General features: G+C 61.0%; 24 protein-coding genes, 1 tRNA gene and 6 pseudogenes. 14 read left to right on the top strand and 17 right to left on the bottom strand.

What is annotated here, in order from left to right:
* The first annotated feature begins 201 nt into the window (after positions 1–201).
* Positions 202–549 carry a hypothetical protein gene (locus N0Q91_RS09635; RefSeq protein ID WP_275597956.1) on the top strand — a complete coding sequence of 116 codons (348 nt, stop codon included), beginning with the start codon at positions 202–204 and terminating at the stop codon, positions 547–549.
* Positions 550–596: 47 nt separating this feature from the next.
* Here N0Q91_RS09635 and N0Q91_RS09630 read toward each other — a convergent pair whose 3' ends face one another.
* A complete protein-coding gene (locus N0Q91_RS09630) occupies positions 597–878 on the bottom strand; it encodes a hypothetical protein (RefSeq protein WP_100674270.1) in 282 nt (93 codons plus the stop codon).
* 141 nt (positions 879–1,019) lie between these two features.
* On the opposite strand from N0Q91_RS09630, the gene N0Q91_RS09625 reads away from it, so the two are divergent.
* Positions 1,020–1,093: transfer RNA gene (locus tag N0Q91_RS09625), tRNA-Asn, on the top strand.
* A 375-nt stretch (positions 1,094–1,468) separates the two neighbouring features.
* On the opposite strand, the gene N0Q91_RS09620 is transcribed toward N0Q91_RS09625, so the two are convergent.
* The 5 genes and pseudogenes from N0Q91_RS09620 to N0Q91_RS09600 all read right to left on the bottom strand — a co-directional run bounded on the left by N0Q91_RS09620 (position 1,469) and on the right by N0Q91_RS09600 (position 4,187).
* Positions 1,469–1,642 carry a DUF3606 domain-containing protein gene (locus N0Q91_RS09620; RefSeq protein WP_100674268.1) on the bottom strand — a complete coding sequence of 58 codons (174 nt, stop codon included), beginning with the start codon at positions 1,640–1,642 and terminating at the stop codon, positions 1,469–1,471.
* 20 nt (positions 1,643–1,662) lie between these two features.
* Entirely contained in the window at positions 1,663–1,857 is a 195-nt protein-coding gene (locus N0Q91_RS09615) for a hypothetical protein (protein ID WP_275597955.1), read from the bottom strand.
* A gap of 322 nt (positions 1,858–2,179) precedes the next feature.
* Positions 2,180–3,023, bottom strand: a pseudogene (locus N0Q91_RS09610) (type 1 glutamine amidotransferase domain-containing protein).
* 56 nt (positions 3,024–3,079) lie between these two features.
* Positions 3,080–3,382, bottom strand: a complete 303-nt coding sequence (locus tag N0Q91_RS09605; protein WP_275597954.1) for a putative quinol monooxygenase — start codon at positions 3,380–3,382, stop codon at positions 3,080–3,082.
* 13 nt (positions 3,383–3,395) lie between these two features.
* On the bottom strand, positions 3,396–4,187 hold the full coding sequence (locus N0Q91_RS09600) for an SDR family NAD(P)-dependent oxidoreductase (RefSeq protein ID WP_275597953.1): 792 nt from the start codon (positions 4,185–4,187) through the stop codon (positions 3,396–3,398).
* Positions 4,188–4,284: 97 nt separating this feature from the next.
* Here N0Q91_RS09600 and N0Q91_RS09595 point away from each other — a divergent pair, with 97 nt between their 5' ends.
* A complete protein-coding gene (locus tag N0Q91_RS09595) occupies positions 4,285–5,202 on the top strand; it encodes a LysR family transcriptional regulator (protein WP_275597952.1) in 918 nt (305 codons plus the stop codon).
* A gap of 17 nt (positions 5,203–5,219) precedes the next feature.
* On the opposite strand, the gene N0Q91_RS09590 is transcribed toward N0Q91_RS09595, so the two are convergent.
* Together N0Q91_RS09590 and N0Q91_RS09585 are read right to left on the bottom strand one after the other, a co-directional pair.
* Positions 5,220–5,609, bottom strand: coding sequence for a cupin domain-containing protein (locus tag N0Q91_RS09590; RefSeq protein WP_275597951.1), 390 nt, complete (start codon positions 5,607–5,609; stop codon positions 5,220–5,222).
* A 167-nt stretch (positions 5,610–5,776) separates the two neighbouring features.
* Positions 5,777–6,160, bottom strand: a complete 384-nt coding sequence (locus N0Q91_RS09585) for a VOC family protein (RefSeq protein ID WP_275597950.1) — start codon at positions 6,158–6,160, stop codon at positions 5,777–5,779.
* Between the two features lie 465 nt (positions 6,161–6,625).
* Here N0Q91_RS09585 and N0Q91_RS09580 point away from each other — a divergent pair, with 465 nt between their 5' ends.
* Positions 6,626–6,970 carry an SMR family transporter gene (locus N0Q91_RS09580; protein WP_026168588.1) on the top strand — a complete coding sequence of 115 codons (345 nt, stop codon included), beginning with the start codon at positions 6,626–6,628 and terminating at the stop codon, positions 6,968–6,970.
* A complete protein-coding gene (locus N0Q91_RS09575; RefSeq protein WP_275597949.1) occupies positions 6,967–7,293 on the top strand; it encodes an SMR family transporter in 327 nt (108 codons plus the stop codon). The genes N0Q91_RS09580 and N0Q91_RS09575 overlap by 4 nt, the downstream gene beginning before the upstream one ends.
* Positions 7,294–7,371: 78 nt before the next feature.
* On the opposite strand, the gene N0Q91_RS09570 is transcribed toward N0Q91_RS09575, so the two are convergent.
* The 3 genes and pseudogenes from N0Q91_RS09570 to N0Q91_RS09560 all read right to left on the bottom strand — a co-directional run bounded on the left by N0Q91_RS09570 (position 7,372) and on the right by N0Q91_RS09560 (position 8,855).
* Entirely contained in the window at positions 7,372–7,770 is a 399-nt protein-coding gene (locus N0Q91_RS09570) for a type II toxin-antitoxin system VapC family toxin (protein ID WP_275598114.1), read from the bottom strand.
* Positions 7,767–7,968, bottom strand: a pseudogene (locus N0Q91_RS09565) (AbrB/MazE/SpoVT family DNA-binding domain-containing protein). Before N0Q91_RS09565 ends, N0Q91_RS09570 begins: the two are co-directional and overlap by 4 nt.
* 6 nt (positions 7,969–7,974) lie before the next feature.
* Positions 7,975–8,855: pseudogene (locus N0Q91_RS09560) on the bottom strand (SDR family NAD(P)-dependent oxidoreductase).
* Positions 8,856–9,168: 313 nt separating this feature from the next.
* On the opposite strand from N0Q91_RS09560, the gene N0Q91_RS09555 reads away from it, so the two are divergent.
* The 5 genes and pseudogenes from N0Q91_RS09555 to N0Q91_RS09535 all read left to right on the top strand — a co-directional run bounded on the left by N0Q91_RS09555 (position 9,169) and on the right by N0Q91_RS09535 (position 13,021).
* The gene (locus tag N0Q91_RS09555) at positions 9,169–10,209 is read left to right on the top strand and encodes a cysteine synthase A (protein ID WP_275597948.1); all 1,041 of its coding nucleotides are present in this window, start codon (positions 9,169–9,171) and stop codon (positions 10,207–10,209) included.
* Positions 10,210–10,216: 7 nt separating this feature from the next.
* Complete coding sequence (locus N0Q91_RS09550; protein ID WP_275597947.1) at positions 10,217–10,966, top strand: alanyl-tRNA editing protein; 750 nt, start codon at positions 10,217–10,219, stop codon at positions 10,964–10,966.
* A gap of 52 nt (positions 10,967–11,018) precedes the next feature.
* Positions 11,019–11,881 (top strand): annotated as a pseudogene (gene sseA, locus N0Q91_RS09545) (3-mercaptopyruvate sulfurtransferase).
* 5 nt (positions 11,882–11,886) lie between these two features.
* A pseudogene (locus N0Q91_RS09540) lies at positions 11,887–12,451 on the top strand (GNAT family N-acetyltransferase).
* A gap of 102 nt (positions 12,452–12,553) precedes the next feature.
* A complete protein-coding gene (locus N0Q91_RS09535; protein WP_018094936.1) occupies positions 12,554–13,021 on the top strand; it encodes a DUF1203 domain-containing protein in 468 nt (155 codons plus the stop codon).
* A 41-nt stretch (positions 13,022–13,062) separates the two neighbouring features.
* Here the strand turns inward: N0Q91_RS09535 and ald are convergent, their stop codons facing one another.
* The gene (gene ald, locus N0Q91_RS09530) at positions 13,063–14,181 is read right to left on the bottom strand and encodes an alanine dehydrogenase (protein WP_100674253.1); all 1,119 of its coding nucleotides are present in this window, start codon (positions 14,179–14,181) and stop codon (positions 13,063–13,065) included.
* Between the two features lie 158 nt (positions 14,182–14,339).
* On the opposite strand from ald, the gene N0Q91_RS09525 reads away from it, so the two are divergent.
* Together N0Q91_RS09525 and N0Q91_RS09520 are read left to right on the top strand one after the other, a co-directional pair.
* On the top strand, positions 14,340–14,801 hold the full coding sequence (locus N0Q91_RS09525; protein WP_018094938.1) for an Lrp/AsnC family transcriptional regulator: 462 nt from the start codon (positions 14,340–14,342) through the stop codon (positions 14,799–14,801).
* A 119-nt stretch (positions 14,802–14,920) separates the two neighbouring features.
* Positions 14,921–16,894 carry a bifunctional 2',3'-cyclic-nucleotide 2'-phosphodiesterase/3'-nucleotidase gene (locus tag N0Q91_RS09520; RefSeq protein WP_275597946.1) on the top strand — a complete coding sequence of 658 codons (1,974 nt, stop codon included), beginning with the start codon at positions 14,921–14,923 and terminating at the stop codon, positions 16,892–16,894.
* Between the two features lie 94 nt (positions 16,895–16,988).
* Here N0Q91_RS09520 and N0Q91_RS09515 read toward each other — a convergent pair whose 3' ends face one another.
* Together N0Q91_RS09515 and ilvA are read right to left on the bottom strand one after the other, a co-directional pair.
* Positions 16,989–17,309 (bottom strand): HlyU family transcriptional regulator, encoded by a 321-nt coding sequence (locus tag N0Q91_RS09515; protein ID WP_100674251.1) that lies wholly within the window; start codon positions 17,307–17,309, stop codon positions 16,989–16,991.
* A 76-nt stretch (positions 17,310–17,385) separates the two neighbouring features.
* Positions 17,386–18,633: a threonine ammonia-lyase gene (gene ilvA, locus N0Q91_RS09510; protein WP_100674250.1), complete on the bottom strand. Its 1,248-nt coding sequence runs from the start codon at positions 18,631–18,633 to the stop codon at positions 17,386–17,388.
* Between the two features lie 160 nt (positions 18,634–18,793).
* Between ilvA and N0Q91_RS09505 the strand changes: the two genes are divergently transcribed.
* Together N0Q91_RS09505 and N0Q91_RS09500 are read left to right on the top strand one after the other, a co-directional pair.
* Positions 18,794–20,248, top strand: coding sequence for a TrkH family potassium uptake protein (locus N0Q91_RS09505; RefSeq protein ID WP_100674319.1), 1,455 nt, complete (start codon positions 18,794–18,796; stop codon positions 20,246–20,248).
* 85 nt (positions 20,249–20,333) lie between these two features.
* The gene (locus tag N0Q91_RS09500; protein WP_275597945.1) at positions 20,334–20,924 is read left to right on the top strand and encodes a hypothetical protein; all 591 of its coding nucleotides are present in this window, start codon (positions 20,334–20,336) and stop codon (positions 20,922–20,924) included.
* A gap of 1,039 nt (positions 20,925–21,963) precedes the next feature.
* On the opposite strand, the pseudogene N0Q91_RS09495 reads toward N0Q91_RS09500, so the two are convergent.
* The 3 genes and pseudogenes from N0Q91_RS09495 to N0Q91_RS09485 all read right to left on the bottom strand — a co-directional run bounded on the left by N0Q91_RS09495 (position 21,964) and on the right by N0Q91_RS09485 (position 24,901).
* Positions 21,964–23,471 (bottom strand): annotated as a pseudogene (locus N0Q91_RS09495) (tripartite tricarboxylate transporter permease).
* Between the two features lie 3 nt (positions 23,472–23,474).
* Positions 23,475–23,945, bottom strand: a complete 471-nt coding sequence (locus tag N0Q91_RS09490) for a tripartite tricarboxylate transporter TctB family protein (RefSeq protein ID WP_275597944.1) — start codon at positions 23,943–23,945, stop codon at positions 23,475–23,477.
* Positions 23,945–24,901, bottom strand: a complete 957-nt coding sequence (locus N0Q91_RS09485; RefSeq protein WP_275597943.1) for a tripartite tricarboxylate transporter substrate binding protein — start codon at positions 24,899–24,901, stop codon at positions 23,945–23,947. Before N0Q91_RS09485 ends, N0Q91_RS09490 begins: the two co-directional genes overlap by 1 nt.
* Positions 24,902–24,951: the final 50 nt, after the last annotated feature.

Raw genomic sequence — 24,951 nt, 5'->3', positions numbered from 1 at the left:
CCACTTTGGATTAACTACAAGTTGTACTTTGCGGCGACACTCAGCGTCCGGATACTGGAAGAAGGACGAGCTCGCCCACGCTCCCGAAGACGTCCGCGAAGGGCGAAACCTCGAGGATCGTGTGGTCTCGTGATCGGCGGTTGTGATATAGCGGTCCGTCGGCCGGCCTCATCGGGAGGGCGGCACTCGAAGCGCGACGTGATGGATATTCCTTGGGGCTACATTCAGCGCCACTTCGATTGGCTCGGGCATGTGGTCGAGGGCTTCTGTATTGCAGCAGTCGTCGCCCTCCTGTTCATGGCGATTGCACCGAGAAGACTGGCGCTGATCATCGGCCTCGCCTTCGCCATCGGACACTTCCACGGCCGCGAGAAACGTGATTTCGAGATCAGCGCAAAGCTGCTGCCGCCTCACCTGGAGGGCTATGAAATGTGGAGGTGGAGTTGGGACCAGGCGACCGATTTCTGGCCGGTCGCTTTGGTCCTCGCCTGCGTCATTGTCGCCCTCCTGCCCAAACGACGTCGAAAGCCGCGCAATTCCGACGACTGAAATGCGTGCATCCGGATGCTGGCGGAACTCTTGGCAAGGCCCACCTCTCAGGATCTGCCGGACGAGTTCGGCTTGCTGCGCCATCGGGCCCACCATACGGCCAGCTTGCGCCGCCGTCGGCGCATCGAGGGAATATCGTGCGAAAGCACGAGCAGGCCCAGAGGAACCATCCAGAAGCCCAGGATGGGCAGAAAACCGAGCAGACCGCCGAAGACGAGCAGAACGCCGATGAGCACGCGCAATGCCGGCGAATTGGGCAGGCTCATCCGCCACTTGCCGAGCACGATCTCACGCGTCTTGGGATCGATGCCAAAATGCTTCTTCGCCATCACTCTTCTTCCATACCAATGACCCCACAGTTGGTGCTTTCTCCACAGGGCGGCAACCGCCTACCGTCATTTTTTTGAAAAACCGCTTGGCAAATCGGAAAAGCATTTGTATTAGCAGCCTCACTTCTGCGGCGCAGATGATCCCTGGTAGCTCAGCGGTAGAGCACTCGACTGTTAATCGATAGGTCGCCGGTTCGAATCCGGCCCGGGAGCCAGTTTCCAAAGCCCTGCATCTCACGGTGCGGGGCTTTTTCCTTGAGTATTTTCAAGCGCTTAACCGATCATGTAAATGCACCAAGCCTCTAAGGGTTCGGTGCTGGCTTGCTTTTTGGTTACATTTTGGCTGCTTTTCGGACCACACAGGCCGGCAAACGGGGAATTCCTGGGGTTCGAAGATATTGCGCGTTACGCAATGAGAAACGCCGCAAGCGGCATCTATCGCTATCATCGCCGCGTGCCGAGCTGCACACGAACTATCACGCCGCATGGGAGAAGGCGCGGATCAGGAGACGAACGCCACGAAAGGCGGGACGCGACCGCCATTTGAGCCGGAGACAAAGGAGGTCCAGCAGGCGACGCTCTTTTGAGCGTTATTTCTTGCCGAGATATTCCATCACTTTTTCGCGGTTCGGCCCAGCTTCACGGATCGCCTTCAACGCCTTCTGCCGCGTCACCTTCGCCGTTCTCATGAGGTAGGCCACCTCGTGCTCCTGTTCGGAAACGAGCTCACGGTCGCGGCCTTTCTTCTTCGGATTATCTGCCATGCTTTCCTCTCGTCGACGGTCTACCACGAGCCGCCGGACAACCATCTATTGCTGAGATAGTCCTTCGCTTTCACCCCGGCAGGGTTTCCTTCACGGAGGGCCTCCTGCACCATCCTTCTCCTATAGGCCGCATTTTTCTCATCACTTGCGACCCCATGCCCCTCGGTGGAAACGAGATCGCGGTCACGATCCGGCTCCTTGTCTTTATCTGCCACTCTTTTCCTCCATGTACTTAGATGAAGAATAGGAGCGGATCACGCTTCGGCAAGGGCGGGCTTATGACGCGTCTCTGGGTGATGTCGTTGTCCGGGGCGCGCCGTCGACCGGTAGCATTTCACTGTCCGTATCAGGAACGTCCACGGCTCAATCAGTGCCTCGATGTTCTCAGCTTCAGATTTCCTCTTTGCTCAATTCAACTCGAGGTCCGGCGCGGCATTCCTGCTGCGCCGGGCTTTTGCATTCGATGAGCCCCGCATCAACGCCGCAACTGAGCGCGGTCTCGCCGGCTGGCCTCGTGCTGGCCGGACATGTCGCCTCTTACTTCAAGCGCTTGAGGAGTTCCTGCGCCACGGCGGGGGCCGAGGCCGGATTTTGGCCCGTGATCAGTTCCCGATCGGTGACGATATGCGCGCTGAAGGGCGCATCGGACTGACTATAGCGAGCACCTGCTTGCGTGAGAGCATCCTGCGGATAGAACTTCATCGCGCCGCCGCCGAGCAATCCCTTTGCCAGTTCCTCTTCCTCATTGCTGATCACAGTGAGGTTGTAGCCGGCATAGATCCATTCACGGTCTGCTTTCGCTGCGCCTTCGGTTTCGAGCTGTGTGGTGAAAGCCTTCGGGTCCCGCAGAAGTCGAGATGAGCGCGATGGGGCCATGGCAGGCGAGCGCGGTCGTCTTGCCCTGTTCATGGAAATGCGTCAGCACCTTGCCGAGCTCAGGGCTGACAAGAAGATCCTGCATCGGGGCATGGCCGCCAGGGACGTAGACCGCGTCGAAATGGTCGTAGCCGATCTGCTCGACCCGCGCGAGGCTGATTACGGGCGAGGCAGTGTCAGACAGCAAGCCGATTTCCTCAAGCTGCGCTTCGCTCGCCTTCATCGCAGCTTCGTCTCCGCCGAAATACATCTTGTCGATAGAGGTCTTGTCGATGGACGGCGCCGTGCCCTTGGGGGTGGCGAAGGTGATCTCGTGACCGGCATCGAGCAGCGCCTCGACCGGCTGCATCAGTTCGTTGAGGTAAAAGCCGGTCTGGAATACCTTGCCGTCCTTCAGGTCGAGATGGTCTGAATCGGAAAGGACCACCAGCACGTTTGCTGCATGGGCGCTGGCGGCGCTGAAACCCAGGGCAAGGGTGATGGCGAGGCGACGCAGGTATTTCATCGTCTGTCTCCGGATGCTTGAAAATTTGCGTTGTCAGGAGTGTGTTGCGGGCTGTGTCAGCCGGCGATCTTCGCCAGCCGATGCAGCGAGAAATCGGCGAAATAGTCGCCGACGCCGCTGGCCAGAAACCGCTGCATGGCAGCGCCTTCCATGTGCGCCCGCCACTGTGCGTCGGTCTCCCAGCTTTCGACGAAGATGCGAATGCGGCCGTCATCGAGGGACTGGTGCAGTTCGTAGCGCAGGCAGCCGTCCTTCATGAGAGTCTGGGCGACGAGCTTTTCCTGGGCAGCCCCAAGGGCCGCCTCCTTGCCGGCTTTGGCGATAGTCATGGCAATGATGGTGAGCGGAGAGTTTGACATCGAACGCGCTCTCTCAGGCAATCGTGTTGACGAGGCCGCCCTCGGCGCGCAGTGCTGCGCCGTTGGTGGCCGACGAACGCGGGCTGGCGAGATAGGTGACGAGGTTTGCCACTTCTTCTGCCTCCACCATCCGCTGCAGGATCGAAGCGGAGCGCGCAGTGGCGAAGAATTCGGCCTCGATCTCTTCGATCGGAGCGGAAGGATCGGTGGCCTGGCTGCGCAGGAAGGTCTCGATGCCTTCCGAACGGGTCGGCCCCGGCAGCACCGCGTTCACCGTGACGTTGGTGCCGCGCGTCAGTTGCGCCAAGCCGCGCGAGACGGAGAGTTGCGCCGTCTTGGTGGTCGCGTAATGGATCATGTCGGGCGGGATGGCGAGGCCGGACTCGCTTGAGATGAAGATGATCCGACCCCAGTTCTGCTCCAGCATGCCAGGCAGGTAAGCGCGCGACAGGCGTACGCCGCTCATCACGTTCACCTCGAAGAGATGGCTCCAGTCAGCGTCGGTGATGGCGCCGAAGTCCTTGCTTTCGTAAATGCCAAGATTATTGACCAGGATGTCGACCGACGGCGCGGCCTTGGCGATGGTCGCTGCGCCATCAGCGGTGGCAGCGTCTGCGAGAACGCCGGCAACGGATTCCCCGCCGGACGTCTTGATGTCGGTGATGGCTTTGTCGAGCTTCGGCCGGTCGCGGCCGGTGATGATCACATTCGCGCCTTCGCGGGCGAGCGCGCGGGCGATTTCAAACCCGATACCAGCGGTGGCGCCGGTAACGAGCGCGGTTTTATCGGTCAGTTGCAAATCCATGACGTGGCTCCTGATTGTGTCCGAACGCAATCTATGATCTGAGAGCCCGAAGAACTATTGCCGCCACTGGACATGCACCTGTGAATGGAGATCATCAGTGCCACGCATTTTGATGGAACGCTCTGGCGAGATGGAGGTGTTTACGCGGGTGGTGCAGGAGGGCGGCTTCTCGGCAGCCGCGCGCAGCCTCGACATCACGCCATCGGCAGTCAGCAAACTGATCGCGCGTCTGGAGGCAAGACTTGGCACGCGCCTTCTGATGCGCACGACCCGCGCGCTAACGCTGACCGAAGAAGGCGAGGCTTATCATCACGCCGCGCTCAAGATCTTGCAGGCTCTGAACGATGCTGATCAGGAAGCGTCGGGCGGCGCCGTTCGTGGCCGGCTTCGGGTGAACGCCACCATTCCGTTCGGCACCATGTTCGTGGCGCCGGCGATGCCCGCCTTCATCGCGCGGAACCCCGATTTAATCGTTGATCTCAGCTTCGCAGACGGTATCGTCGATCTCGTCGCGGAAAAGACCGACGTCGCCATTCGCATGGGCAACCTGCCGGACAGCGGCCTGATCGCGCGAAAGCTCGGTCAGAGCAGACGAGTGGTGTGCGCCGCGCCTTCGTATCTGGAACGCAAAGGAAGACCCCAGACGCCCGCCGACCTTGAGCGTCATGACTGCCTGACCTTCAACTTTCGCCGCGAGCGGCCGTCCTGGCCCTTCCGATGGGACGGCCGGGAGATCGCCCAGGCGGTCACCGGAAGCCTGGTCGTCAACAACGGTGAGACGATGAAGCAGATGGTGCTTGCCGGAGCCGGCGTTGCACGGCTCGGGCTGTTTCACGTCGCCGCCGACATCGCCGCCGGAAGGCTCGTGCCTCTGCTCGAGGACGGCAATCCAGGTGATCTCGAACTGATCCACGCCATTTACGTTGGCGGTGGACCGTTACCGCATCGGGTTCGAGCCTTCATTGAATACATGATCGAGGCATTGGAAGAGTCACCCCTCCTGAAGGGCGGATAGGTGTTATGCGGGGCCGTCTAGTCGAGGTCGGTCTGGATCCAATGCGGCGAATGGTGGACGTCTATAGTCTGTAAGCGCCCTGGTCCGAGATTTTCGAACCGGTGTGGGATGCCAGCCGGGCCAAACACAGCCTGACCGGCAGTCGCGTCGAGGACAGTGTCTCCAACGAAAAAACGGGCCCGGCCCTCGATCACGACAAACACCTCGTCATAGGGATGCACGTGAAGACGTGGGCCTTCGCCAGTGCGGTTGCTGCCGTAAGCGAGCACGGTCACCGGTGCTCCGAGTGTGTCACCCGGCAAAGAGCCACGCCAGGGACCTTCAGCACCCGGATCAAAAAGCGTTGCATGAGCAGGCGCGCTTCCGCTTGGCCTGACCGAATTGACGTCGAAATCTTTGCGCGTCATGTCATCTCTCGCGAATTGTCCATCTCTGTGTGTCACAGTTCAGTATGAAGTCAGCCGGCCTATCCAGAGCCGCGACCGAATTGCCCTGCATCGCGGCTCCAATCTCCGGATATCTGGCGCAGCAAGTGCGCTACGTCATCGTCCCTTCCTTACGTCGGTGAAGCCGCTCATGCGCTGTTCAGATGGAGGATGTTGCCGTCGGGATCCTTGAACCAGACCATCTTGAACCCGTTCGCATCGTGGAGCCCGTCTTTGTATGACACGCCCTCCATCTCATAGCGCTCGAACGTCACACCCTTGGAACGCAAGTCGGCAACGATGGCGTCGATGTCTGGTCCGCAGTCCCACACCACGGCATTGGCCTTGTTGGTGCCGGCAAATTCCGAACTGTAGACGACCAGATACGTCGCGCCCGTCTTGTAGACCAGCACGCCTTCCATGCCTTCGTCGTTGAGTTCAAGCCCCAGTATATCACTGTAGAAACGCCTCGCCCGATCGATGTCGCTCACCGCGACAATGGCCGAGGAAGACTTGTCGTTGAGTGCGTTCATGGAATGTCTCCTTGATTGACGTCCAGAGGACGCATGACCTGCTTCGGTTCCGACACCGAAGAGGGTGGTCTCGGCAATTATCCAGAAAGTGACACAAACGAATGAGGCTGCATCGGCGATGCTAAATGTCCGCTATTCGGCTCCCGGCCCCAACGGTCGCTGCCAAGATCGCATACGGTCGCTTCGAGTTCAGTCGCGCGATAGAGGCCATAGCAGACTTTCACGAGCAAACATTCCTGGCACATGGCGCTTGGATACCAGCGAGGAACACCGACGGCGGTGAGATCTCGCGTTCGAACGATACCTCGTTCTCGCCAAAGCGACAGCTCGCTCTCTGAGAGCTGGTTTCGGGCGTCTTTGGCGTTGACACGGTTAGTGGAATCGAGAATTCGTAATTCGCGGTTTCATCCTGCCCGGCGAGCCAGCTTTCATTTTTTCGGGCTGATTTTTCTCGTAGGTTTCCTCATGCGTATCGCATGGCTTTTCCTGGTCCTTGCGATCGCGACCGAGGTCGTCGGCCTGACTGTGATGAAGGCGGCATCCGGCTCCGGCACCTATTGGGGGCATATCGTCATGTATGCCTCGATCGCGCTCTCCTACGTCTTCCTGGCGCGAGCGGTGAAGACCATTCCGGTCGGCGTCGCCTATGCGGTCTGGGAAGGATCGGGCGTCGCCGTGATCACGCTCGTCTCTGTTTTCGTTTTCGGCCATGCGCTTTCCGGTCGCGAGATGCTGGGCCTTGCGATGGCCGTCGCGGGAATACTTCTCCTCAATGCCGGCAGGAGCGATGCCGCGGAAACCGCCGCATGAGCGCGTCGGGTCTCTCCTTCGCATTCGCGGTCGCCGCCGGTGTGCTCGATGTGGCAGCGAATCTCGCCTCGACGAAGTCGAACGGCTTTGCCCGCCGCGGCTGGGGTACCCTTTCGATCGTCCTGGTGCTTGCGGCCTTCGCGCTCCTGGCGGAAGCGATCAAGGACATGGACCTGGCGATCGCCTATGCCATTCTCGGCGCAACCGGAATCTTCGGTACGGCCATCTGCGGCCGCCTTTTCTTCGGTCAGAGGCTGAAACCGATCGGCTGGCTTGGACTGTCACTGATTTTCGGCGCGGTGCTGGTGCTTCACACCGCCTGACGCGGCTGTCCATCTGAGCCTGAGCGCTTGTTCCTCAGGGGCGAAGCGACGGGCTGCCTGCCCGGCACCAGCAGCTGATCATCGGTTTACGAGGCGCATTCCGGCATGATCGGCTGCCGGCTTGTCCAAGGTCAGCGTTTCGGCGCAGCCTGCCAAGCGCCCGCCGTGGGCGATCAGCGCATCGGAGAAGTCCCCCTTCGTCGTCCGGTAGGTGGCAAGCGCCAGATAACCGGCATCCGCTCGATCAACCACGATCTCACGCGCCCGCAACAAAGTTTCAATAACGCGAGCAACGGCTTCGCGTGGCATCTTATATGAGCGCGTTAAGACCCCGACGGTTTCGACAAGAACGACCTGCGAGATGTAGCCCGGCGCCTCGGATGTGAAGCCGTCAATGATCTGCGAAGCCAAAGGCGACTGGGCGGTATCATCCTGCGCCAGGTAACGCACCAGCAGGTTCGTATCGATGCCGATCATTCGCCGGTGAATCCAACGGATATCGCTTTCTGCATATCCTCGAGACTGACTGGCCGGACGAGGAACGATCCCCTTGAGCGATCTGATCGAATGGGAAGCGGGCACAACGGCGTAGTGGCCGTCCTCCATACGGATGAAGTCCACACGGTCCCCGGCGGAAAGACCCATATCGGCGCGGACCTTGGCCGGGCATGGGATGTAGGGTCAAGATTGCAGGGGTCGAGGGCGGTGCTGATGCTTGACAGCGCCTGACGGCTGTCCGTCGGATCCTGAGCGCTTGTTCTTCGGAGGCGCGGCGACGGCTGCCCTCCCCGGTACCAGCCGATCGAGAAGCGCGAAATAAAGCCCATAGGGCAGGATCCGCAGCAATTTGACCAAGTACGTAAATCGTTTCGGGAAGGTGATCTCGAAACGCGAAGACTTCAGCCCCGCGCATATCCGCTCTGCCGCCTCCTCCGTGCTCACCAGCGCGGGTCTCGGGAATCCGCCTTTCGGCACGGCCTTCGTATCCACGAAGCCGGGACAGATGACTTGCAGGCGGATGCCGATACGATCGAGATCGAATTTCAGGCTCTCCGCCATGTTGATGAGTGCCGCCTTGCTCGCACCATAGGCGGCGCCCATCGGCAGCCCCCATAGCCGGCCACCGACGACATGATCGCGATTTGTCCATGCCCCTTGGCCTTCATATGTTCGACAAGCGGAACGAGGCAGTTGACGACCCCGTTGAGATTGACCGCGAAGCTTCTGTCGAAGGCGTCTCGGTGCAGGTCGTCGCCACGGACCGGCAGGACGACGCCGGCGTTGAGCACGGCGAGTGCCACCTGCCCGTGCTCGTATTCGATTTTTGCCAAGAGCCGCTCCATGTCCTTCGGATCGGTGACGTCTCCATCGAGAACGATCATCCGCCCTGCTCCGGCCGCATCGTGCTGAAGATCTACCAGCTTCTCGTGACTTCGCGCCGTGACGACCACCGAATAGCCTTCCTCGGCCAATCGAAGCGCCACGGCGCGACCGATTCCGGAACTCGCGCCGGTGACCCATGCCAATCCATGTTCGGGGCGGGCGGTGAATACGGCTGTCATCTTTTCCTCGCTCGTCGACGGGGGTTCTCACCGGGGCCACCGCATAAGCGGCCGGTCCCATACCTCTCCGGACGGCAAGCGCCTGCCCCGCAATCTCCGCTTCCCGCCCGTCGATTGACGGCAGAGACGTTTTTTGCCCGGGACAGGAAAGCTGCGAAACGCTATTCCTTGCCTGTAAGAGAGAGTGAGCCGAAAACACGCCAATATTTCGGCAATCCTACCCATGAAACCAAATGTTTATCGGCTTGCCGTCGACCGAGGTTAGTGCTTGGCTAATGCCGGCACCCGTTCCGTCTAGCGCGAGGTTTTCAAAATGCCTGTTCTTCCGTCCGTGCTCGAAGCAATCGGCAACACGCCGCTGATCCGGCTAAAGGCCGTTTCCGAAGCGACCGGCTGCGACATTCTCGGCAAAGCGGAGTTCCTCAATCCCGGGCAGTCCGTGAAGGACCGGGCGGCGCTCTGGATCATCCGCCAGGCCGAGAAGGCCGGGCAGTTGCGACCGGGCGGCGTGATTGTCGAAGGTACGGCCGGCAATACGGGGATCGGCCTTGCCGTTGTGGGTAGCGCACTCGGATACCGCACCGTCATCGTCATCCCCGAAACCCAGAGCCAGGAAAAGAAGGACGCGCTGCGCCTGCTTGGGGCCGAACTGGTCGAAGTTCCGGCTGTGCCTTACAAGAATCCCAACAACTACGTGAAGATCTCCGGCCGGTTGGCGGCCCAACTCGCCGAAACAGAGCCCAACGGCGCCATCTGGGCAAACCAGTTCGACAATGTCGCCAACCGGCAAGCGCATGTCGACACGACCGCGCCTGAAATCTGGCGAGACACCGACGGCAAGGTCGACGGCTTCATCTGCGCCGTCGGCTCCGGCGGCACGCTTGCCGGTGTGGCGGAAGGTTTGCGCGCCCGCAACGCGGCGATCAAGATCGGCATCGCCGACCCGGAAGGGGCGGCACTCTACAATTTCTATGCCCATGGCGAGCTCAAGTCGAGCGGCAGCTCGATCACCGAAGGCATCGGTCAGGGCCGAATCACCGCCAACCTCGAAGGCTTCACGCCGGACTTCGCCTACCAGATTCCCGACGCTGAAGCGGTACCCTACGTGTTCGATCTCATCGAACAGGAAGGTATCTGCGTCGGCGGCTCGACCGGCATCAACATCGCCGGAGCCGTGCGGCTTGCCCGTGACCTCGGGCCGGGACACACGGTCGTGACGATCCTCTGCGACTATGGTAACCGCTATCAGTCGAAGCTCTTCAATCCGGACTTCCTGACCTCCAAGGGTTTGCCGGTTCCGGACTGGCTGAAGACGACCTCGAACATAGCAGTGCCATACGAACCCGCTGGATAGGATTGCCATGACCGGAACCGTCACCGCCCTCTTCCGAGACGATTTTTACCTCTCGACCTGCGAAGCACGTGTGACGGCAATCCTGGAAGGCGGCGGCATCCAGCTGGATCAGACCTGCTTTTATGCGACATCCGGCGGGCAACCGGGAGACACGGGTTTTCTCGAGCGCGAGGACGGCAGCCGCATCGACATCGTCGAGACCCGGCACGGCGCGACCAAGGACGTCATCGCTCACATGCCTGCCGGCGGCGCGCCCACGCCGGCGGTCGGCGAGAAGCTCGTGCTGCACATCGACTGGCCGCGCCGCTACCGGCTGATGCGCATGCACACGGCCTGCCATCTGCTGTCGGTCGTCTGCCCCTTCCCGATCACCGGCGCAGCCGTGGGCGAGGAGGAAAGCCGCGTGGACTTCGACATGAGCGAAACGATCGACAAGGACGAGGTCACGGCAGCGCTGATGAAACTCGTCGAAGAGAACCATCCGGTCTACGTGCAGTGGATCACCGACGAGGAGCTGGCCGCCAATCCGGGCATTGTCAAGTCGAAGAACGTCCGCCCGCCGATGGGGCTTGGCCGGGTCAGTCTCGTCTGCATCGGCGAGAATTCATCGATCGACAGCCAGCCCTGCGGCGGAACGCATGTTTCGGAGACGCAGGAAGTGGGTGCGATCCACATTGCCAAGATCGAGAAGAAGGGCAAGGAAAACAGACGTTTCCGTATACGCTTCGCGACGCCCGAAGATGGGGTTGCGGTCTAGTGTGCGCAGGGAAATTGTTCTTTCACATGAGAAAGCCAGTGGAGTGACGACGATGTATGGTGATAACGAAAACAAGAGCCGCTTTGTCGTTTCTGCGGATTGGCTTGAACAGCGCCTCGATGATCCGTCGGTCAAGATAGTCGATGCCTCCTGGTATCTGCCGGCGCAGAACCGCGACGGGCAAGCCGAATACGCCGCCGCGCACATTCCCGGGGCGGTCTTCTTCGATCAGGACGCGATCGCCGATCGGTCGAGCACGCTACCGCACACCCTGCCCTCCCCGTGGCATTCGCCAACGCCGTGGGCGCAATGGGAATCGGCGAGAACGACACGATCGTCGTCTACGACGGCCCGGGGATTTTCACCGCTCCGAGAGTCTGGTGGATGTTCCGAATCATGGGCGCCAAAAACGTCTTCGTTCTCGATGGCGGGATGGACGGCTGGAAAGCGGACGGCCGGCCGACGACGACCGAGGTCCCGAAATTCAGCCCGCAGGTTTTCAACGCAGTCTTCAACCCGAACGCCGTCACCTCGTTCGAGCGCATGAGAGATGTCGTCGAGCATCGGCTCTCGCAGATTGCCGATGCGCGCAGCGCCGGGCGCTTCGCCGGAGAGGAACCGGAACCGCGGGCCGGCATGCGGTCGGGCCATATGCCGGGTGCAAGGAGCCTGCCTTCGGGCGTATTCTCCGAAAAGGGCAGGTTCAAGGATCTCGATGCGCTGCGCCGGACTTTCGCGGATGCCGGCATCGATCTGACGAAGCCGGTCGTCACGAGCTGCGGCTCCGGCATTACCGCCGCCATCATCACGCTTGCGCTTCAATCCTTGGGACATGAAGACAATACGCTTTATGATGGCTCCTGGTCGGAATGGGGTAGCCGGCCGGATACTCCGGTTGCAATCGGTAAAGAGTGAGAGCCATGCCAAGGTCAAAGCCTGCCGCGATCACGGCGCACGTGACCGAACTCGAAATGACGTCGCCGCCGAAGCAAAGTCTGCCGATGCCGATCAACATCCATACGGCGATCCTGCGCGTTTCGGATATTCCGCTCGCCTATTACCGCTTTCTCTATCTGCGTGTCGGAAAGCGCTGGCACTGGGCGGAGCGCCTGCGCATGAGCGACGACGATCTGGCGGCTATCCTCCACGACAAGCGAACGACGGTCATGGTCCTCTATGTGGACGGTGCGCCGGCCGGTTTCTTCGAATTCCGGCAACTCGACGATGACGTCATCGACCTCACCCATTTCGGGCTCATGGAGCACGCGCTCGGCCTGGGAACTCGGTAAGTGGTTTTTGCTGCAGACATTGTTTGCGGCCTGGGCCATGAACCCGCGCAAGGTCACGGTCACGACGAACAATCTCGATCACCCCCGGGCGCTGCAGCTTTACCAGCAGTTCGGCTTTTCTCCGGTCGCGACGCGGGAGACGGTGGTCGAGCCGCTGAGCGACGAGGAACTTCTCACCTTCGCGAAGAAGCTCTGAACGGCTTCAGGATCTTAGATCTAAGTTCGGCAAGTATCGGGTGTCGTTCCCTGACGCCAGTGCGCATCTTTCTCCTGAATTCAGCCAATCGGGAGAAGCGCCATGAAACTCAATTACGTTGCAATGCCCGTCGAAGAGGCGGAACGGCTAAGGCAAGGCGGGCGGGATGCCTATGGCCACCGGCCCGAGCGGCGCATTTCGGACGGCGACGGCGTGCCGTGCCGGCACTGTCTTCGTAATGTCGATGAAGGCCAGCCTTATCTCGTTCTGGCCTACCGGCCGTTTTCGTCGGTTCAGGCCTATGCCGAAACGGGACCGATCTTCATGCATGCCGAAAATTGCGCGGTTCACGACGGAGCCTCCGTGCCGCCGATTCTCGCGTCCAGCAAGAGCTATCTTCTGCGTGGCTACGGGAGTGATGAGCGCATCGTCTACGGCACCGGCGGGGCCGTCGATGCCGAGTACCTCGAGCAGCGGGCCGAGGAATTGCTGGCACGGCCGGACGTCGCCTTCGTGCATGTTCGCTCGGGAAAATACAACTGCTACCAGTGCCGCATCGAAGCGGCCTGAGTGGGAGCCCGGCGCTTGACGGCGCCGGGCGGTTCAGCGTGTCAGGCGACGTGAAGGACGGCCTCGGGAGCGTGGGCGTCGTAGCCGAGCGCTTCGGCCACGGCCGCATTGGTTACGCGGCCTCGGTGGACATTGAGGCCGGCGCGCAGATGCCGGTCCTCGGCGATCGCCTTGAGGCCGCGGTCGGCGAGCTGAAGTCCGTATTGGAGCGTCGCATTGTTGAGTGCGTGCGCCGACGTGATCGGCACGGCCCCCGGCATGTTCGCGACGCAGTAGTGCACGATGCCGTCGACCTCATAGGTTGGTTCGGAGTGCGTCGTCGCATGCGACGTCTCGAAGCAGCCGCCCTGGTCGATCGCGACATCGACAATGACAGCGCCTTTTTTCATGGCGGACAGCATTTCGCGCGTGACGAGCTTCGGCGCAGCAGCGCCGGGAATGAGCACGGCTCCGATGACCATGTCGGCGGAGAAGACTTCCTCTTCCAAGGCATCGATCGTCGAATAGCGCGTATGGACACGGCCGTTGAAGATATCGTCGAGTTGGCGCAGACGCGGCAGGGACCGGTCCAGGATCGAAACGTCGGCCCCGAGACCCGCAGCCATCTTGGCAGCATGCAGGCCGACGACGCCGCCACCGATGATCGCGACCTTGGCCGGAAGGACGCCCGGTACGCCGCCGAGCAGGATTCCGCGGCCTCCATTTGCCTTCTGGAGCGAGGTCGCGCCCGCCTGGATCGCCAGCCGTCCCGCGACCTCGGACATCGGCGCAAGCAGCGGCAACCCGCCGCGCTCATCCGTCACGGTCTCGTAGGCGACCGCCGTGACGCCGGACTTGAGAAGTCCCTGGGTCTGTTCCGGGTCCGGTGCGAGATGAAGATAGGTATAGAGAATCTGGCCTTCGCGCAGTTGCGCCCATTCGGAGGGCTGCGGCTCCTTGACCTTGACGATCATATCCGCCTTTTCGAAGACTTCCCTGGCTGTCGGTACGATCCTCGCACCGGCTGCGCGATAGGAGTCGTCATCCGCCCCGATCCCTGCCCCGGCCTTTGTTTCCACGATGACCTCGTGGCCGTGGGCTACATATTCCCGTACTGATCCGGGCGTAAGGCCGACACGGTATTCATGGTTTTTGATTTCCTTCGGGCAACCGACACGCATCTTCGCGTTCCTCTCCTATCTGTGGGCTTTTTTGCCGCGCTGATGAGGGGTCCAGCAAAGCAGATGGCATTCCGAATGTCCTTGCAAAAACGTGCTCATCCATGCATTGCTTTAGGGAGTTATTGCGCAAAACAACGACTATTCGAAAGAAGATGCGAATGGCTGGCTTGGATGCTATCGATCGTTCGATTCTGCGCATTCTGCAGCAGGATGGCCGAATCTCGAACGCCGACCTCGCAGGGAGGGTCGGCCTCTCGCCGTCCGCCTGTTCGCGGCGGGTCGATATCCTCGAAAAGTCCGGGACGATCGCCGGTTACCATGCGCGTATCGCCCACAAGGCGCTCGACTACAAGATCATGGTCATCGTGCATATTTCGCTCTCCGGGCAGTTCGCTAAGACGCTTGCGGAGTTCGAAGCCGCGGTGAAGCTCTGCCCCAATGTGCTCGTTTGTTACCTGATGTCCGGGGAATACGACTATATCCTGCGCGTGGCAGCGAAGGATCTGGAGGACTATGAACGCATCCACCGCGACTGGCTTTCGGCGCTGCCGCATGTGGTAAAGATCAATTCGAGTTTTTCGCTGCGCGAGGTCATCGACCGCCCCAATGTCGGCATCTGAGACCGTGATCCGCCGAGACGCGGCGGTAACCCCGTCTGCAAAAATCAGCCGCTTTGCGTAGCCGGGCCATTCCGCCATAGTTGCGCTTATCTGAACGCGCTTTCGAGGGGAGATCACCGATGACCGTTTTGCATCCCATTTCGCGCCGGACCCTGCTCGGCGGTCTTGCCGCCACGTCGGCATGTGTCGTGCTGCATCCCTTCGCGACCCGCGCGGCTGCGAACCAGGCGCATCTCAGGATCATGGAAACCACGGACCTGCACGTCCATGTCTTTCCCTACGATTACTATGCCGACAAGCCGAACGACACGCTCGGCCTGGCGCGCACCGCTTCGATCGTCGACGCCATCCGCGCCGAGGCGACGAACGCGATCCTTGTCGACAATGGCGATTTTCTTCAGGGAAATCCGATGGGCGATTACATCGCCTACAAGCGCGGCATGAAGGAAGGCGACATGCATCCGGTCATCGCCGCGATGAACGTGCTCGGCTATGACTGCGGCACGCTGGGCAATCACGAGTTCAATTACGGCCTGGACTTCATGTTCAATGTGATCAACGGCGCAAACTTTCCGATCGTCTGCGCCAATCTGATCAATGGCGCCATGGCCGCCGCCCCGCGCCAGGACAAGCTCTTCCTGAAGCCCTACGTGATCCTCCATCGGAAAGTGAAGGACGGGGCCGGTCAGGAACACCCGATCCGCATCGGCCTCATCGGGTTCGTGCCGCCGCAGATCATGACCTGGGACGCCAAGAACCTGGAAGGCAAGGCGAATGCGCGCGACATCGTCAAGACCGCGCAAGCCTGGGTGCCGCAAATGCGCGAGGAAGGTGCCGACATCGTCATCTCTCTGTCCCATTCCGGCATAGGGCAGCAGGCCTATGCCGAAAATCTCGAAAACGCGTCCGTACCCCTGGCGGCGATCGAAGGTATCGACGCCATCGTCACCGGCCACAGCCACCTCGATTTTCCGGGACCCAAGTTCGACGGAACGCCGGGCGTCGACAATGCCAAAGGGTTGATTTCCGGAAAGCCCGGCGTCATGGGCGGCTTCTGGGGATCGCATCTCGGCCTCATCGATCTCCTGCTCGAACGCGACGGGGGTGAGTGGCGTGTGATCGGTTCGACAAGCGAGGCGCGGCCCATCTTTCGCCGGGAAGAAAAGAAGGTGATCGCCGAGGTCGGTGACAAGCCGGAAGTGCTGGCAGCCGCGCAGAAGGACCACGAAGCGACGCTCGCCTATGTCCGCACCCCCGTCGGCAAAACCTCCGCACCGCTCTACTCCTATTTCGCGCTCGTCGCGGACGATCCGTCGGTGCAGATCGTGAGCCAGGCCCAGACCTGGTATATCCGCGACATGCTCAAGGACACCGAGCACCGCGACCTGCCGGTCCTCTCCGCCGCGGCGCCGTTCAAGGCCGGCGGGCGCGGCGGCGCCGAGTACTATACGGACGTTCCAGCGGGCGACATCGCCATCAAGAACGTTGCCGACCTCTACCTCTATCCGAATACGGTGCAGGCGGTCGTCATCACCGGCGACGAGGTGCGCAACTGGCTCGAAATGTCCGCCGGCATCTTCAACCGGATCGCGCCGGGATCAGCCGATGCAAGCCTGATCAATGGCGACTTCCCTTCCTATAATTTCGACGTGATCGACGGGGTCACCTACCAGATCGACCTCTCGCAGCCTGCGAAATACGACAAGGACGGCAACGTGGCGAACCCGGCGGCCAGCCGCATCCGCGACCTGAAATTCGATGGCAAGCCGATAGATCCCAAGCAGAGATTTGTCGTAGCGACCAACAACTACCGTGCCGGCGGCGGCGGCAATTTTCCGGGCATCGCCGGCGACAAGGTCGTCTTCGTCGCGCCCGACACCAACCGTGATGTCATCGTGCGCTACATCGTCGAACAGGGAACGATCAACCCCTCTGCGGACGCGAACTGGACATTTGCGCCGCAGAAGGACACGAGCGTGCTGTTCGATAGCGGCCCGAAGGCGCGTCGATTCCTGGCAGAGGTCAAGGCGGTGAAGATCGAGGATGCAGGCGACGGCAGCGACGGTTTCGCCCGGTTCAGGATCAAGCTTTGACTCCTGATGCGGACGGAGAGCCGAACATGCTTTTCCGCATCCGGCTCGGCTTGTTTGATTGCCTGATCCCTGTGCTCGTCACAGGTACCGGACGTCAGACTGGCCGGGACTGAGCGTCGTCGGCAAAAAGGGCCGCGCGCTGCTCGTCGATGATCTGCCGTCCCTTGCGCAACGCCGAGTCGATGGCGTCCTGCTCGGAGGTGAAGAGATCTGCCCGGATGAAGCTGCGCACTTTCGTTGCACCGTCAGGCATCGACTTTTCGATGCTGCCGGCAAGCCGGTACTGCGACCCCTCGCGCTGAGGCGTCGCGCGGATTACGCAATCCGCATAGTTCTCGGACTTGCCTGCCGCAGGCTGCGCCTGCGTTTCAGAGCCGCCGGAGCGACCGAATAATTTCGAGAAAAACGATGCCATGTCTCACAGTTAGCTGTGCTCGCCGGCCCTGTCAAAGCGAAAAATGGTGAACCGGCGCCGGTCACGTGCCGCCTTCTCAAATGACGAAGTTGGCCAGCATCTCGTTCTCGGTGATATCCTGGTAGCGCAGCCCCGCTGCATCGAAACGCTGTTTGAGGACCGGAAAATTCTCGGCGTGCTTCGTCTCGATACCGATAAGCACGGAGCCGAAGTTTCGGGCCGATTTTTTCAGATATTCGAACCGGGCGATGTCGTCCTCCTCGCCCAGGAGACCGAGGAAATCGCGAAGCGCGCCCGGGCGCTGCGCCATCCGCAGGATAAAGTATTTCTTGAGCCCGGCATGGCGCATGGCCCGCTCCTTCACGTCCGGCAGACGCTCGAAGTCGAAATTGCCTCCGGAAACGACCGCTACGACGATCTTGCCTTCGAGACTGTCGCGGCCAAGCGCTTCCAGTGCGGTGACTGAAAGCGCGCCGGCGGGTTCGAGAACCACGCCCTCGACATTCAGCATTTCGGTGATCGTCAGGCAGATCGCATTCTCCGGCAGCAGCAACACCTGCTCCGGCGAAAATCTCCGGAGCGCAGCAAAGTTCAGGTCGCCGATCCGTGCGACTGCCGCGCCATCGACGAAATTGTCCACCTGGTCGAGCGTAACGACGCTGCCGAGTTCCAGGCTGCGCCTGAAGCTCGGCGCCCCCTCCGGTTCACAGAACAGAAAACGATCGGCCGAGAGGCTGTCGCCCAAATAGCCGGTCACGCCCGCGGCCAGGCCGCCCCCGCCGACGGGCAGGACGACGAGATCGGCGACGAGGCCGGCAGGCAATTGTTCGGCTATCTCCGCTGCAACCGTGGCCTGGCCTTCGATGATATCCTCATGGTCGAAGGGCGGCACCATGACGCCGCCGATCGCTTCCACATGCTCGCGCGCCGCCTTGTAGCATTGATCGAATATATCGCCGACGAGGCGGATCGTGATGAATTCGGCCCCGAACATGCGCGTCTTGTCGATTTTCTGCTGGGGCGTCGTCACGGGCATGAAGACGACGCCGGGAACGCCGAAGTGACGGCAGACGAAAGCAAAGCCCTGAGCGTGATTGCCCGCGGACGCGCAAACGAAGGTCTTCCCGGCCGCTCCGGAGCCGAGCGACTTGCGGAAGAAATTGAAGGCGCCGCGGATCTTGTAGGAGCGCACCGGCGAAAGGTCCTCGCGCTTCAGGAAGACGGTCGCCCCATAGCGCGCGCTCAGGTGCTCGTTGAGCTGAAGCGGCGTCGGCGGAAAGATTTCGCGCATTGCCGCTGCCGCTTTTTCAACATCCTGCTTCATCACGTGACTTCACCCGTTGAGTTTGCCGATGGCAGTCGCTATTGCACATTGCCGCGTCGGAGACCATCGATTTGACACGAATCAGTCACGCACGGCACTATCGCGCCCGCTTCGGGCGATCGCCGGCCCACCGACAAACCGCTTGCAGGAAATCAAGAGCTTGAACGCGAATCTGATCCGGCATGCTGTCCATCTCGCGGCGATCCTGGGGCTCTATCTCTCCGGCGCGATGCTGATTCCGGCTCTGGTCGATCTCTATTACGGCCACGCGGACTGGCAGGTCTTCGCCGTGACGGCCTTCATGACGGGCGCAATCTCGTCGACGACGTTCATGGCGACACGCGCAGGTCCTCCGCCCTTCTCGAAGAAATTCGGCTTCCTGGTGGTGAACATCCTGTGGATCGTGTTTTCGATCGTCGGCGCCATTCCACTCTGGCTTTCCTCGGTGAATCTGGATTTCGCCCAGGCCCTGTTCGAGTCCGTGTCGGCGGTAACGACGACCGGCTCGACCGTAATCGTCGGGCTCGATGACGCGCCGCCCGGCCTCCTGCTCTGGCGGTCGCTCCTGAGCTGGTTCGGCGGCATAGGCATCGTCGTTCTCGGCCTGTTCATCATTCCCTATCTGCGTGTCGGCGGCATGTCCTTCTTCAAGATGGAATCCTCCGACACCAGCGACAAACCCTTTGCCCGGCTCGCAAGCTTCGGCCGCGCCTTCCTCGTCGTGTACGTATCGATAACTCTGCTGTGCGCGATCAGCTACGCCATGCTCGGGATGAACAGGTTCGACGCGATCAACCACGCGATGACGACCGTCGCGACAGGCGGCTTTTCAACTCACGATGCGTCATTCGGCTACTTTTCCAGCATTCCCCTGCTCTGGGTCAGCACGTTCTTCATGACGCTCTGCAGCCTGCCCTTCTCCATCCTGATCGTGCTCGTCGTGCGCGGACGGCTGGACGCCCTCCGCGATCCTCAGATCATCGTATTTCTGGGCTATCTCACGGCATTCTCGGTTGCGGTTGCCGCCTATCACCGGCTCGCCAACGGTGTCGAGTTCCACCTGGCGCTTACCTATGCCTTCTTCAATATCACGTCGATACTGTCGACCACGGGCTATGCGAGCGAAGACTACAGCCTTTGGGGACCGTTCGCGGTGATGGTCGCGTTCATATGCACCTTCATCGGCGGTTGTTCGGGCTCGACGGCGGGCGGCATGAAGGCCTATAGGTTCGTCGTGCTCTTCAACGCCATTCGGTCTGCCCTGAACAAGCTCGTCTACCCGAATGCGATTTACGCGGTCCGGTACGGGAAGAATACGGTCGACGCGGACGTGCAGCGCGCCATCCTGCTGTTCTTCATCACCTATATCCTGCTCTGGGTCTTCGGCAGCCTGGTCATGGGCGCCCTCGGCTATGATCTCGTCACGGCCGTTTCGGCCGTCATCACGTGCCTCTCCAATGTCGGCCCCGGCCTCGGCAGCCTTATCGGCCCTGCGGGCAATTTCTCGACACTCCAGGATCCCGAGCTCTATCTGCTGTCGCTGATGATGCTGCTCGGGCGTCTGGAGGTCCTGACCGTCCTCGTCGTGCTCACTCCGATCTTCTGGAAGCAGTAACGGCCGCCGCCCGCTTCAGCCTTGCCTTGACTTGGGGTGCCAAATACCGAAAGCTCAGAGCGATCGGGCATTCTGGAAAAGCGCGATGCCGAAATACCTGCTCCTGCTGGCGGCCCTCACGAACGTCACCGTCATGCTTGCCGACACGCAGGCAGAGGCGGGTCCGCTTGCCGACGCTGCGGCGAAGGCCGAACAGCAGGCGAGCTCCGGCGATGCCGCCGGCGCGCACGAAACCTTGCGCAAGGCCGTGGGCGACTTTTCGCAAACCCTTCCCTTCGCCATCGGCAAGGCGGTCTTCGTCACAGAAGCACCGGCGGGCTTTGCAATGTACGAGCCCCGGCCCGACCCGGTATTCGAAGCCGGCGAAACGCTCATATCCTATGTCGAGCCCGTGGGACTTACCTGGAAGGAAGCAAGCGACGAGGGCAAGCTCGAGACACGCTTCACGGTCGACTTCGACATCCTGAACCCGAAGGGAGAGGTCCTCGCCAGCCAGAAGGCGTTCGGCGACTTCACCTTCAAGGGCTATCAGCGCAACCAGGAAATCTATGCGACGCTGAGGATCGACGTCGCCGGGGCGCCATCCGGGAACTATGTGCTGCGCTACCGCTTCAACGACACCAACAGCGGCAGGAGCGCAAGCGTCGATCAGCCGTTCGAGATCTCCGGCTCTTGAGAGTTGCCTGTCTCAGGCAGTAGCACGCCGGAATCGGAAGGCGGAGCACTTGGCTGGTGGGGTATCTGGCGGTTCTGGTGCGGACGACGGGACGGACTGCCGGGGCCCGCGCGGGTGAGTGGCGCGTAGTTTTCGAGTTGGTGGGCAATAGCCCGATTTTAACCCCGTCTAACAGGCCGCCGCCGGTCCTGACCTCGGCGCGACCGCCCTCCATGCCGGAGCCGGAGTTGAAACACCGGTTTCGACCCCATTGCAGCCATCCGAACCTGCTCGCGCCATGGCGCAACTCGGCCCTAAGCGGACGTCTAGAACCAATATTGTTTCATCCGTGTCAGGAAATCGACAGTCGTCACGGGGAAGTCGGAGGCGTCACCTATGACGGAATCAATGCCGCAGCGTGGGCAAAGAGCTGTGCGGTCATCGTCCACCCAATCATCAATCTCGTTAGGTGGGAAGGTTGAGCAGCAGTAGAAGCAGCCACAGAGTGAGCTCGTTTCGATTTCCGCTCGATGGTTAGCACTATGCTTGTGCGCTAGGGCGATATCGTCTTCCATAAACTACCATTATTTAAGCGTATTAGGCGTTGTCCAGTGGTGGCTTACTACGGCGCCTCAGCGACATGGCGGCAGTCGGCCCGAAGCGGACTGCCAGTTCGTTGCGCGGAGACAGCAGGTTTGCGCCCCCATTCCGGCCGTCAAGCGGATCCGCGAAAAATTCCGGAGCGGACATCCCAGCAGACGGCAAAACTACTCCGAGACGGTGATCCCTATGTTCGCCGCAGGCGGCGACCTCCACGACCGTCCCGGTGGCGGCAACCGCGACGAGATTCAGTTCTGCGGCGTCCGATCGCCGGCCCTCGTACGGGAACCTTGCTGGTGATGACGTCGTCGGCCTCGCGTATCAACGGACATAAACATCTTGAGGCGGGGTGTTGCGGTCGAGCAACGATACGTAGAGCGGTGTTGCGGACATAGAAGGCGGGCGGTATTCGAAGAAAGCGCTGGCCGAACTCATCCGGCCACCGGGTCTTGCTTGAGGATCAGACCTCTTCGTCTTGGAACGCCTCTTCGCGTGTCTTGCGGAACGATGGCAGGATCATCAGGAAAAGCAGGCCTGCTGTCGCAAGCAGCAGGACAAGGCTGATCGGTCGTTCGACAAACACGCTGGGATCTCCGTGGGAGATCGTCATGGCCCGGCGAATGTTCGTTTCGAGCAGCGGTCCCAGCACGAAACCCAGAAGAAGCAGGCCCGGCTCGCACTTGGCCTTGCGAAAAGCATATCCCAGGAGACCGAAGCCCGCGGCAAGCACCACGTCGAAGATGCGATTGTTGATGCTGTACACGCCGACGCAGCAGAACAGCAGGATAGCAGGATAGAGCAGCCGGTACGGCACCGTCAGCAACTTCACCCAGACGCCGATGAGCGGAAGGTTGATGACGACAAGCATGAGGTTGCCGATCCACATGCTCGCGACCAGTCCCCAGAAGATCTCCGGCTGGGTCTGGAGCACCGTCGGCCCCGGCGTGATGCCGTGGATGATGAAGGCGCTCAGCATCATGGCCATCATGTTGTTTGATGGGATGCCGAGTGTAAGCAGCGGGATGAACGCCGATTGCGCGCCGGCGTTGTTGGCAGCCTCAGGTCCGGCGACGCCTTCGACGGCACCTTCGCCAAATTCCTCCGGTCGTTTCGATACCTTCTTCTCAACCGAATAAGCACAGAACGATGCGAGTGTCGCACCGCCGCCGGGGAGGACGCCTAGGAAGGTGCCGACCCCTGTTCCACGAAGGACTGCAGGCCAGGCACGAAGGAAGTCCTCGCGAGATGGCCAAAGCCGGCTCAGCTTGCTGACCAGGACGCCGCGAGCCTCGACATTCTCCAGGTTCTCGATGATCTCGGCGAAGCCGAACAGGCCGATCGCGATCACCACGAAGTCGATGCCGTCGAACAATTCAACGGCATTGAACGTCAGACGCTCCTCGCCGGAACTTGCATCGATACCGACCATGCCAAGCAACAACCCGAAAGAATCATCCCGATCGCCTTGAGCACCGGCCCACGGGCGAGAATAGTGGCGGCCAGCAGGCCGAACAGCATGAGCGAGACGTATTCTGCAGGTCCGAACGAAAGTGCGAACGACGAAAGCGTCGGCCCAGCGATCGCAATGCCGAGCGTAGCGACGGTTCCGGCGAAGAAGGACCCGAGCGCCGCCACGGCAAGCGCCGCGCCAGCTCTCCCCTTCTGCGCCATCTTATAGCCGTCCACCGCCGTGACTACCGATGAGGCCTCGCCGGGAAGATTGACGAGGATGGCCGTCGTCGAGCCTCCGTACTGCGCGCCGTAATAAATGCCGGCGAGCATGATGAGGCCTGCAAGAGGAGGCAGGTAGAAGGTGATCGGCAGAAGGACGGCGATGGTCGCGGTCGGTCCGATACCAGGCAAGACGCCGATGAGAGTTCCCAGCAATGCTCCCAACAGGCAGAAGCCCAGATTGGTGGGAGTGAACGCCTCGCTGAAACCGAGCGCAAGAAGGTCGATGAAGTTCATGGGTTAACCCCAGGAGGGCCAGATGGGCATCTGAACGCCCAAGCCGACGATGAACACGAGGGCGCCGAACGCCGTCAGTCCAGCAGTGAGAAGGATGACTTCGCGCAGCCGTGACTCGCGGTCGGCGATACTTCCAACGAGAAGCAGCCAGACTGCCGCCGCAACGAAGCCGAAGAATTCCGCAACGAATGCGAAGCCCACCACCGCCGCAAGGATGATCACAAGCGGCCAGAGCTTGGGCTTTGCTATATCCTCGCGTGCCCGAACTGCTCCGAAACCGCCAACGGTCACTCCGACGATAATCAACAGCCAGCAGATGACTCGCGGAAGGTAGCCCGGCCCCATCGCGGAGGCCGTGCCCATGGTCAGGTCACGCCCGGCCCAAAGGCCAAGCGCTCCGAACCCCACGAACAAAGCGGCTGTAAGGAGGTCCGGCCGATCGCCAGTCCCTCCAGCCTTGCGTGAATCCTCCATTACTTCTGTTCCTTGGCGAGTTTCCAGATCGCTCCGAGGCGTTCTCCTCGGACAGGAAGCTCCTTGTTCCACTGCTCCGCCGATAGGTAGGAAAGCGCGAGTGACTGCTGCTTTGCCTTCGCCTGGAACTCGGGGTTGTCGAGAGCTTTCTTGACCGCGTCTGAGAACTTCATTCGGATCTCCTCGGGAACTTCGCAGCCCATCGCGATGCCGCGTTCCGAGCTCATCAGGACTTCAAAGCCCTGTTCCTTGGCGGTCTGGAGATCGGGGGCGATGACAGAGCGTTCTTCAGCAAACTGGCCGAGGTTCTTGAAGGCTGAACTGTCGCTGCTGACGAATTCGCCGACATTGATGCCGATGGTCATGACATGGCCCCCCAGCAAGGCGGTCCGGGCTTCGTTCGCGCCATTGAACGTGACGGCAGTGAGGTCGATTCCTGCCGACTTTTCCAATTGGAGCATTGCCAGATGCTCGTCCGTTCCGAGGCCCGTCGTGCCCACCGTGACTGCGCCGGGGTTCGCCTTGGCATAGGCGACCAGATCCTTGAGCGAGTTGAACTCCGAGTTCGCCTGGACGATGAAGGAGCCCGGATCCTCGACGATACGCGCGACCAAGCAAAGCTTCGCGGGGTCGAAACGGACCTTCCGGTCCATCTGCATAGTCAGGTAGCCCGGCGTGTTGAGAGAGGAGACTGTGTAGCCGTCCGGCCGTGCTTCCGTCAGTGCGGTATAGGCGATTTCCCCAGAGGCTCCGGGCCGGTTGAGAACTGTAATCTTCGCACCAAGCTCTTCCTCGAGGTAGGGAGCGAGGGTGCGGTTCATCACGTCGGTGCCGCCGCCGGGGGCGAACGCCACAATGAACTCTATCGGGCGGTCGGCCGGCCACTCGGCATGGGCCATGCTCGTGCCCAGCAACAGCGTGGCTGTAAGCGTGGTATTCCTGATCAACTGCTTCATTTTATCCTCCCACGGATAGCAATTGCGATGTCGTCGGCGCCCAGCGACTC

Source organism: Sinorhizobium prairiense, assembly GCF_029201645.2.
GTDB lineage: Bacteria > Pseudomonadota > Alphaproteobacteria > Rhizobiales > Rhizobiaceae > Sinorhizobium > Sinorhizobium meliloti_A.
The sequence above is the reverse complement of the archived record's forward strand: the minus strand, read 5'-3'. Positions and strand labels throughout refer to the sequence as shown.

Coding starts and splice junctions, on each gene's coding strand:
- N0Q91_RS09630 (WP_100674270.1), bottom strand. CDS start 878: ATGGCGAAGAAGCATTTTGGCATCGATCCCAAGACGCGTGAGATCGTG.
- N0Q91_RS09520 (WP_275597946.1), top strand. CDS start 14,921: ATGACCGTTTTGCATCCCATTTCGCGCCGGACCCTGCTCGGCGGTCTT.
- ilvA (WP_100674250.1), bottom strand. CDS start 18,633: ATGAAGCAGGATGTTGAAAAAGCGGCAGCGGCAATGCGCGAAATCTTT.
- N0Q91_RS09585 (WP_275597950.1), bottom strand. CDS start 6,160: ATGAACGCACTCAACGACAAGTCTTCCTCGGCCATTGTCGCGGTGAGC.
- N0Q91_RS09580 (WP_026168588.1), top strand. CDS start 6,626: ATGCGTATCGCATGGCTTTTCCTGGTCCTTGCGATCGCGACCGAGGTC.
- N0Q91_RS09535 (WP_018094936.1), top strand. CDS start 12,554: ATGAAACTCAATTACGTTGCAATGCCCGTCGAAGAGGCGGAACGGCTA.
- N0Q91_RS09600 (WP_275597953.1), bottom strand. CDS start 4,187: ATGGATTTGCAACTGACCGATAAAACCGCGCTCGTTACCGGCGCCACC.
- N0Q91_RS09485 (WP_275597943.1), bottom strand. CDS start 24,901: ATGAAGCAGTTGATCAGGAATACCACGCTTACAGCCACGCTGTTGCTG.
- N0Q91_RS09620 (WP_100674268.1), bottom strand. CDS start 1,642: ATGGCAGATAATCCGAAGAAGAAAGGCCGCGACCGTGAGCTCGTTTCC.
- N0Q91_RS09605 (WP_275597954.1), bottom strand. CDS start 3,382: ATGTCAAACTCTCCGCTCACCATCATTGCCATGACTATCGCCAAAGCC.
- N0Q91_RS09525 (WP_018094938.1), top strand. CDS start 14,340: ATGGCTGGCTTGGATGCTATCGATCGTTCGATTCTGCGCATTCTGCAG.
- N0Q91_RS09635 (WP_275597956.1), top strand. CDS start 202: ATGGATATTCCTTGGGGCTACATTCAGCGCCACTTCGATTGGCTCGGG.
- N0Q91_RS09555 (WP_275597948.1), top strand. CDS start 9,169: ATGCCTGTTCTTCCGTCCGTGCTCGAAGCAATCGGCAACACGCCGCTG.
- N0Q91_RS09490 (WP_275597944.1), bottom strand. CDS start 23,945: ATGGAGGATTCACGCAAGGCTGGAGGGACTGGCGATCGGCCGGACCTC.
- N0Q91_RS09575 (WP_275597949.1), top strand. CDS start 6,967: ATGAGCGCGTCGGGTCTCTCCTTCGCATTCGCGGTCGCCGCCGGTGTG.
- ald (WP_100674253.1), bottom strand. CDS start 14,181: ATGCGTGTCGGTTGCCCGAAGGAAATCAAAAACCATGAATACCGTGTC.
- N0Q91_RS09515 (WP_100674251.1), bottom strand. CDS start 17,309: ATGGCATCGTTTTTCTCGAAATTATTCGGTCGCTCCGGCGGCTCTGAA.
- N0Q91_RS09570 (WP_275598114.1), bottom strand. CDS start 7,770: ATGATCGGCATCGATACGAACCTGCTGGTGCGTTACCTGGCGCAGGAT.
- N0Q91_RS09500 (WP_275597945.1), top strand. CDS start 20,334: ATGCCGAAATACCTGCTCCTGCTGGCGGCCCTCACGAACGTCACCGTC.
- N0Q91_RS09590 (WP_275597951.1), bottom strand. CDS start 5,609: ATGACGCGCAAAGATTTCGACGTCAATTCGGTCAGGCCAAGCGGAAGC.
- N0Q91_RS09550 (WP_275597947.1), top strand. CDS start 10,217: ATGACCGGAACCGTCACCGCCCTCTTCCGAGACGATTTTTACCTCTCG.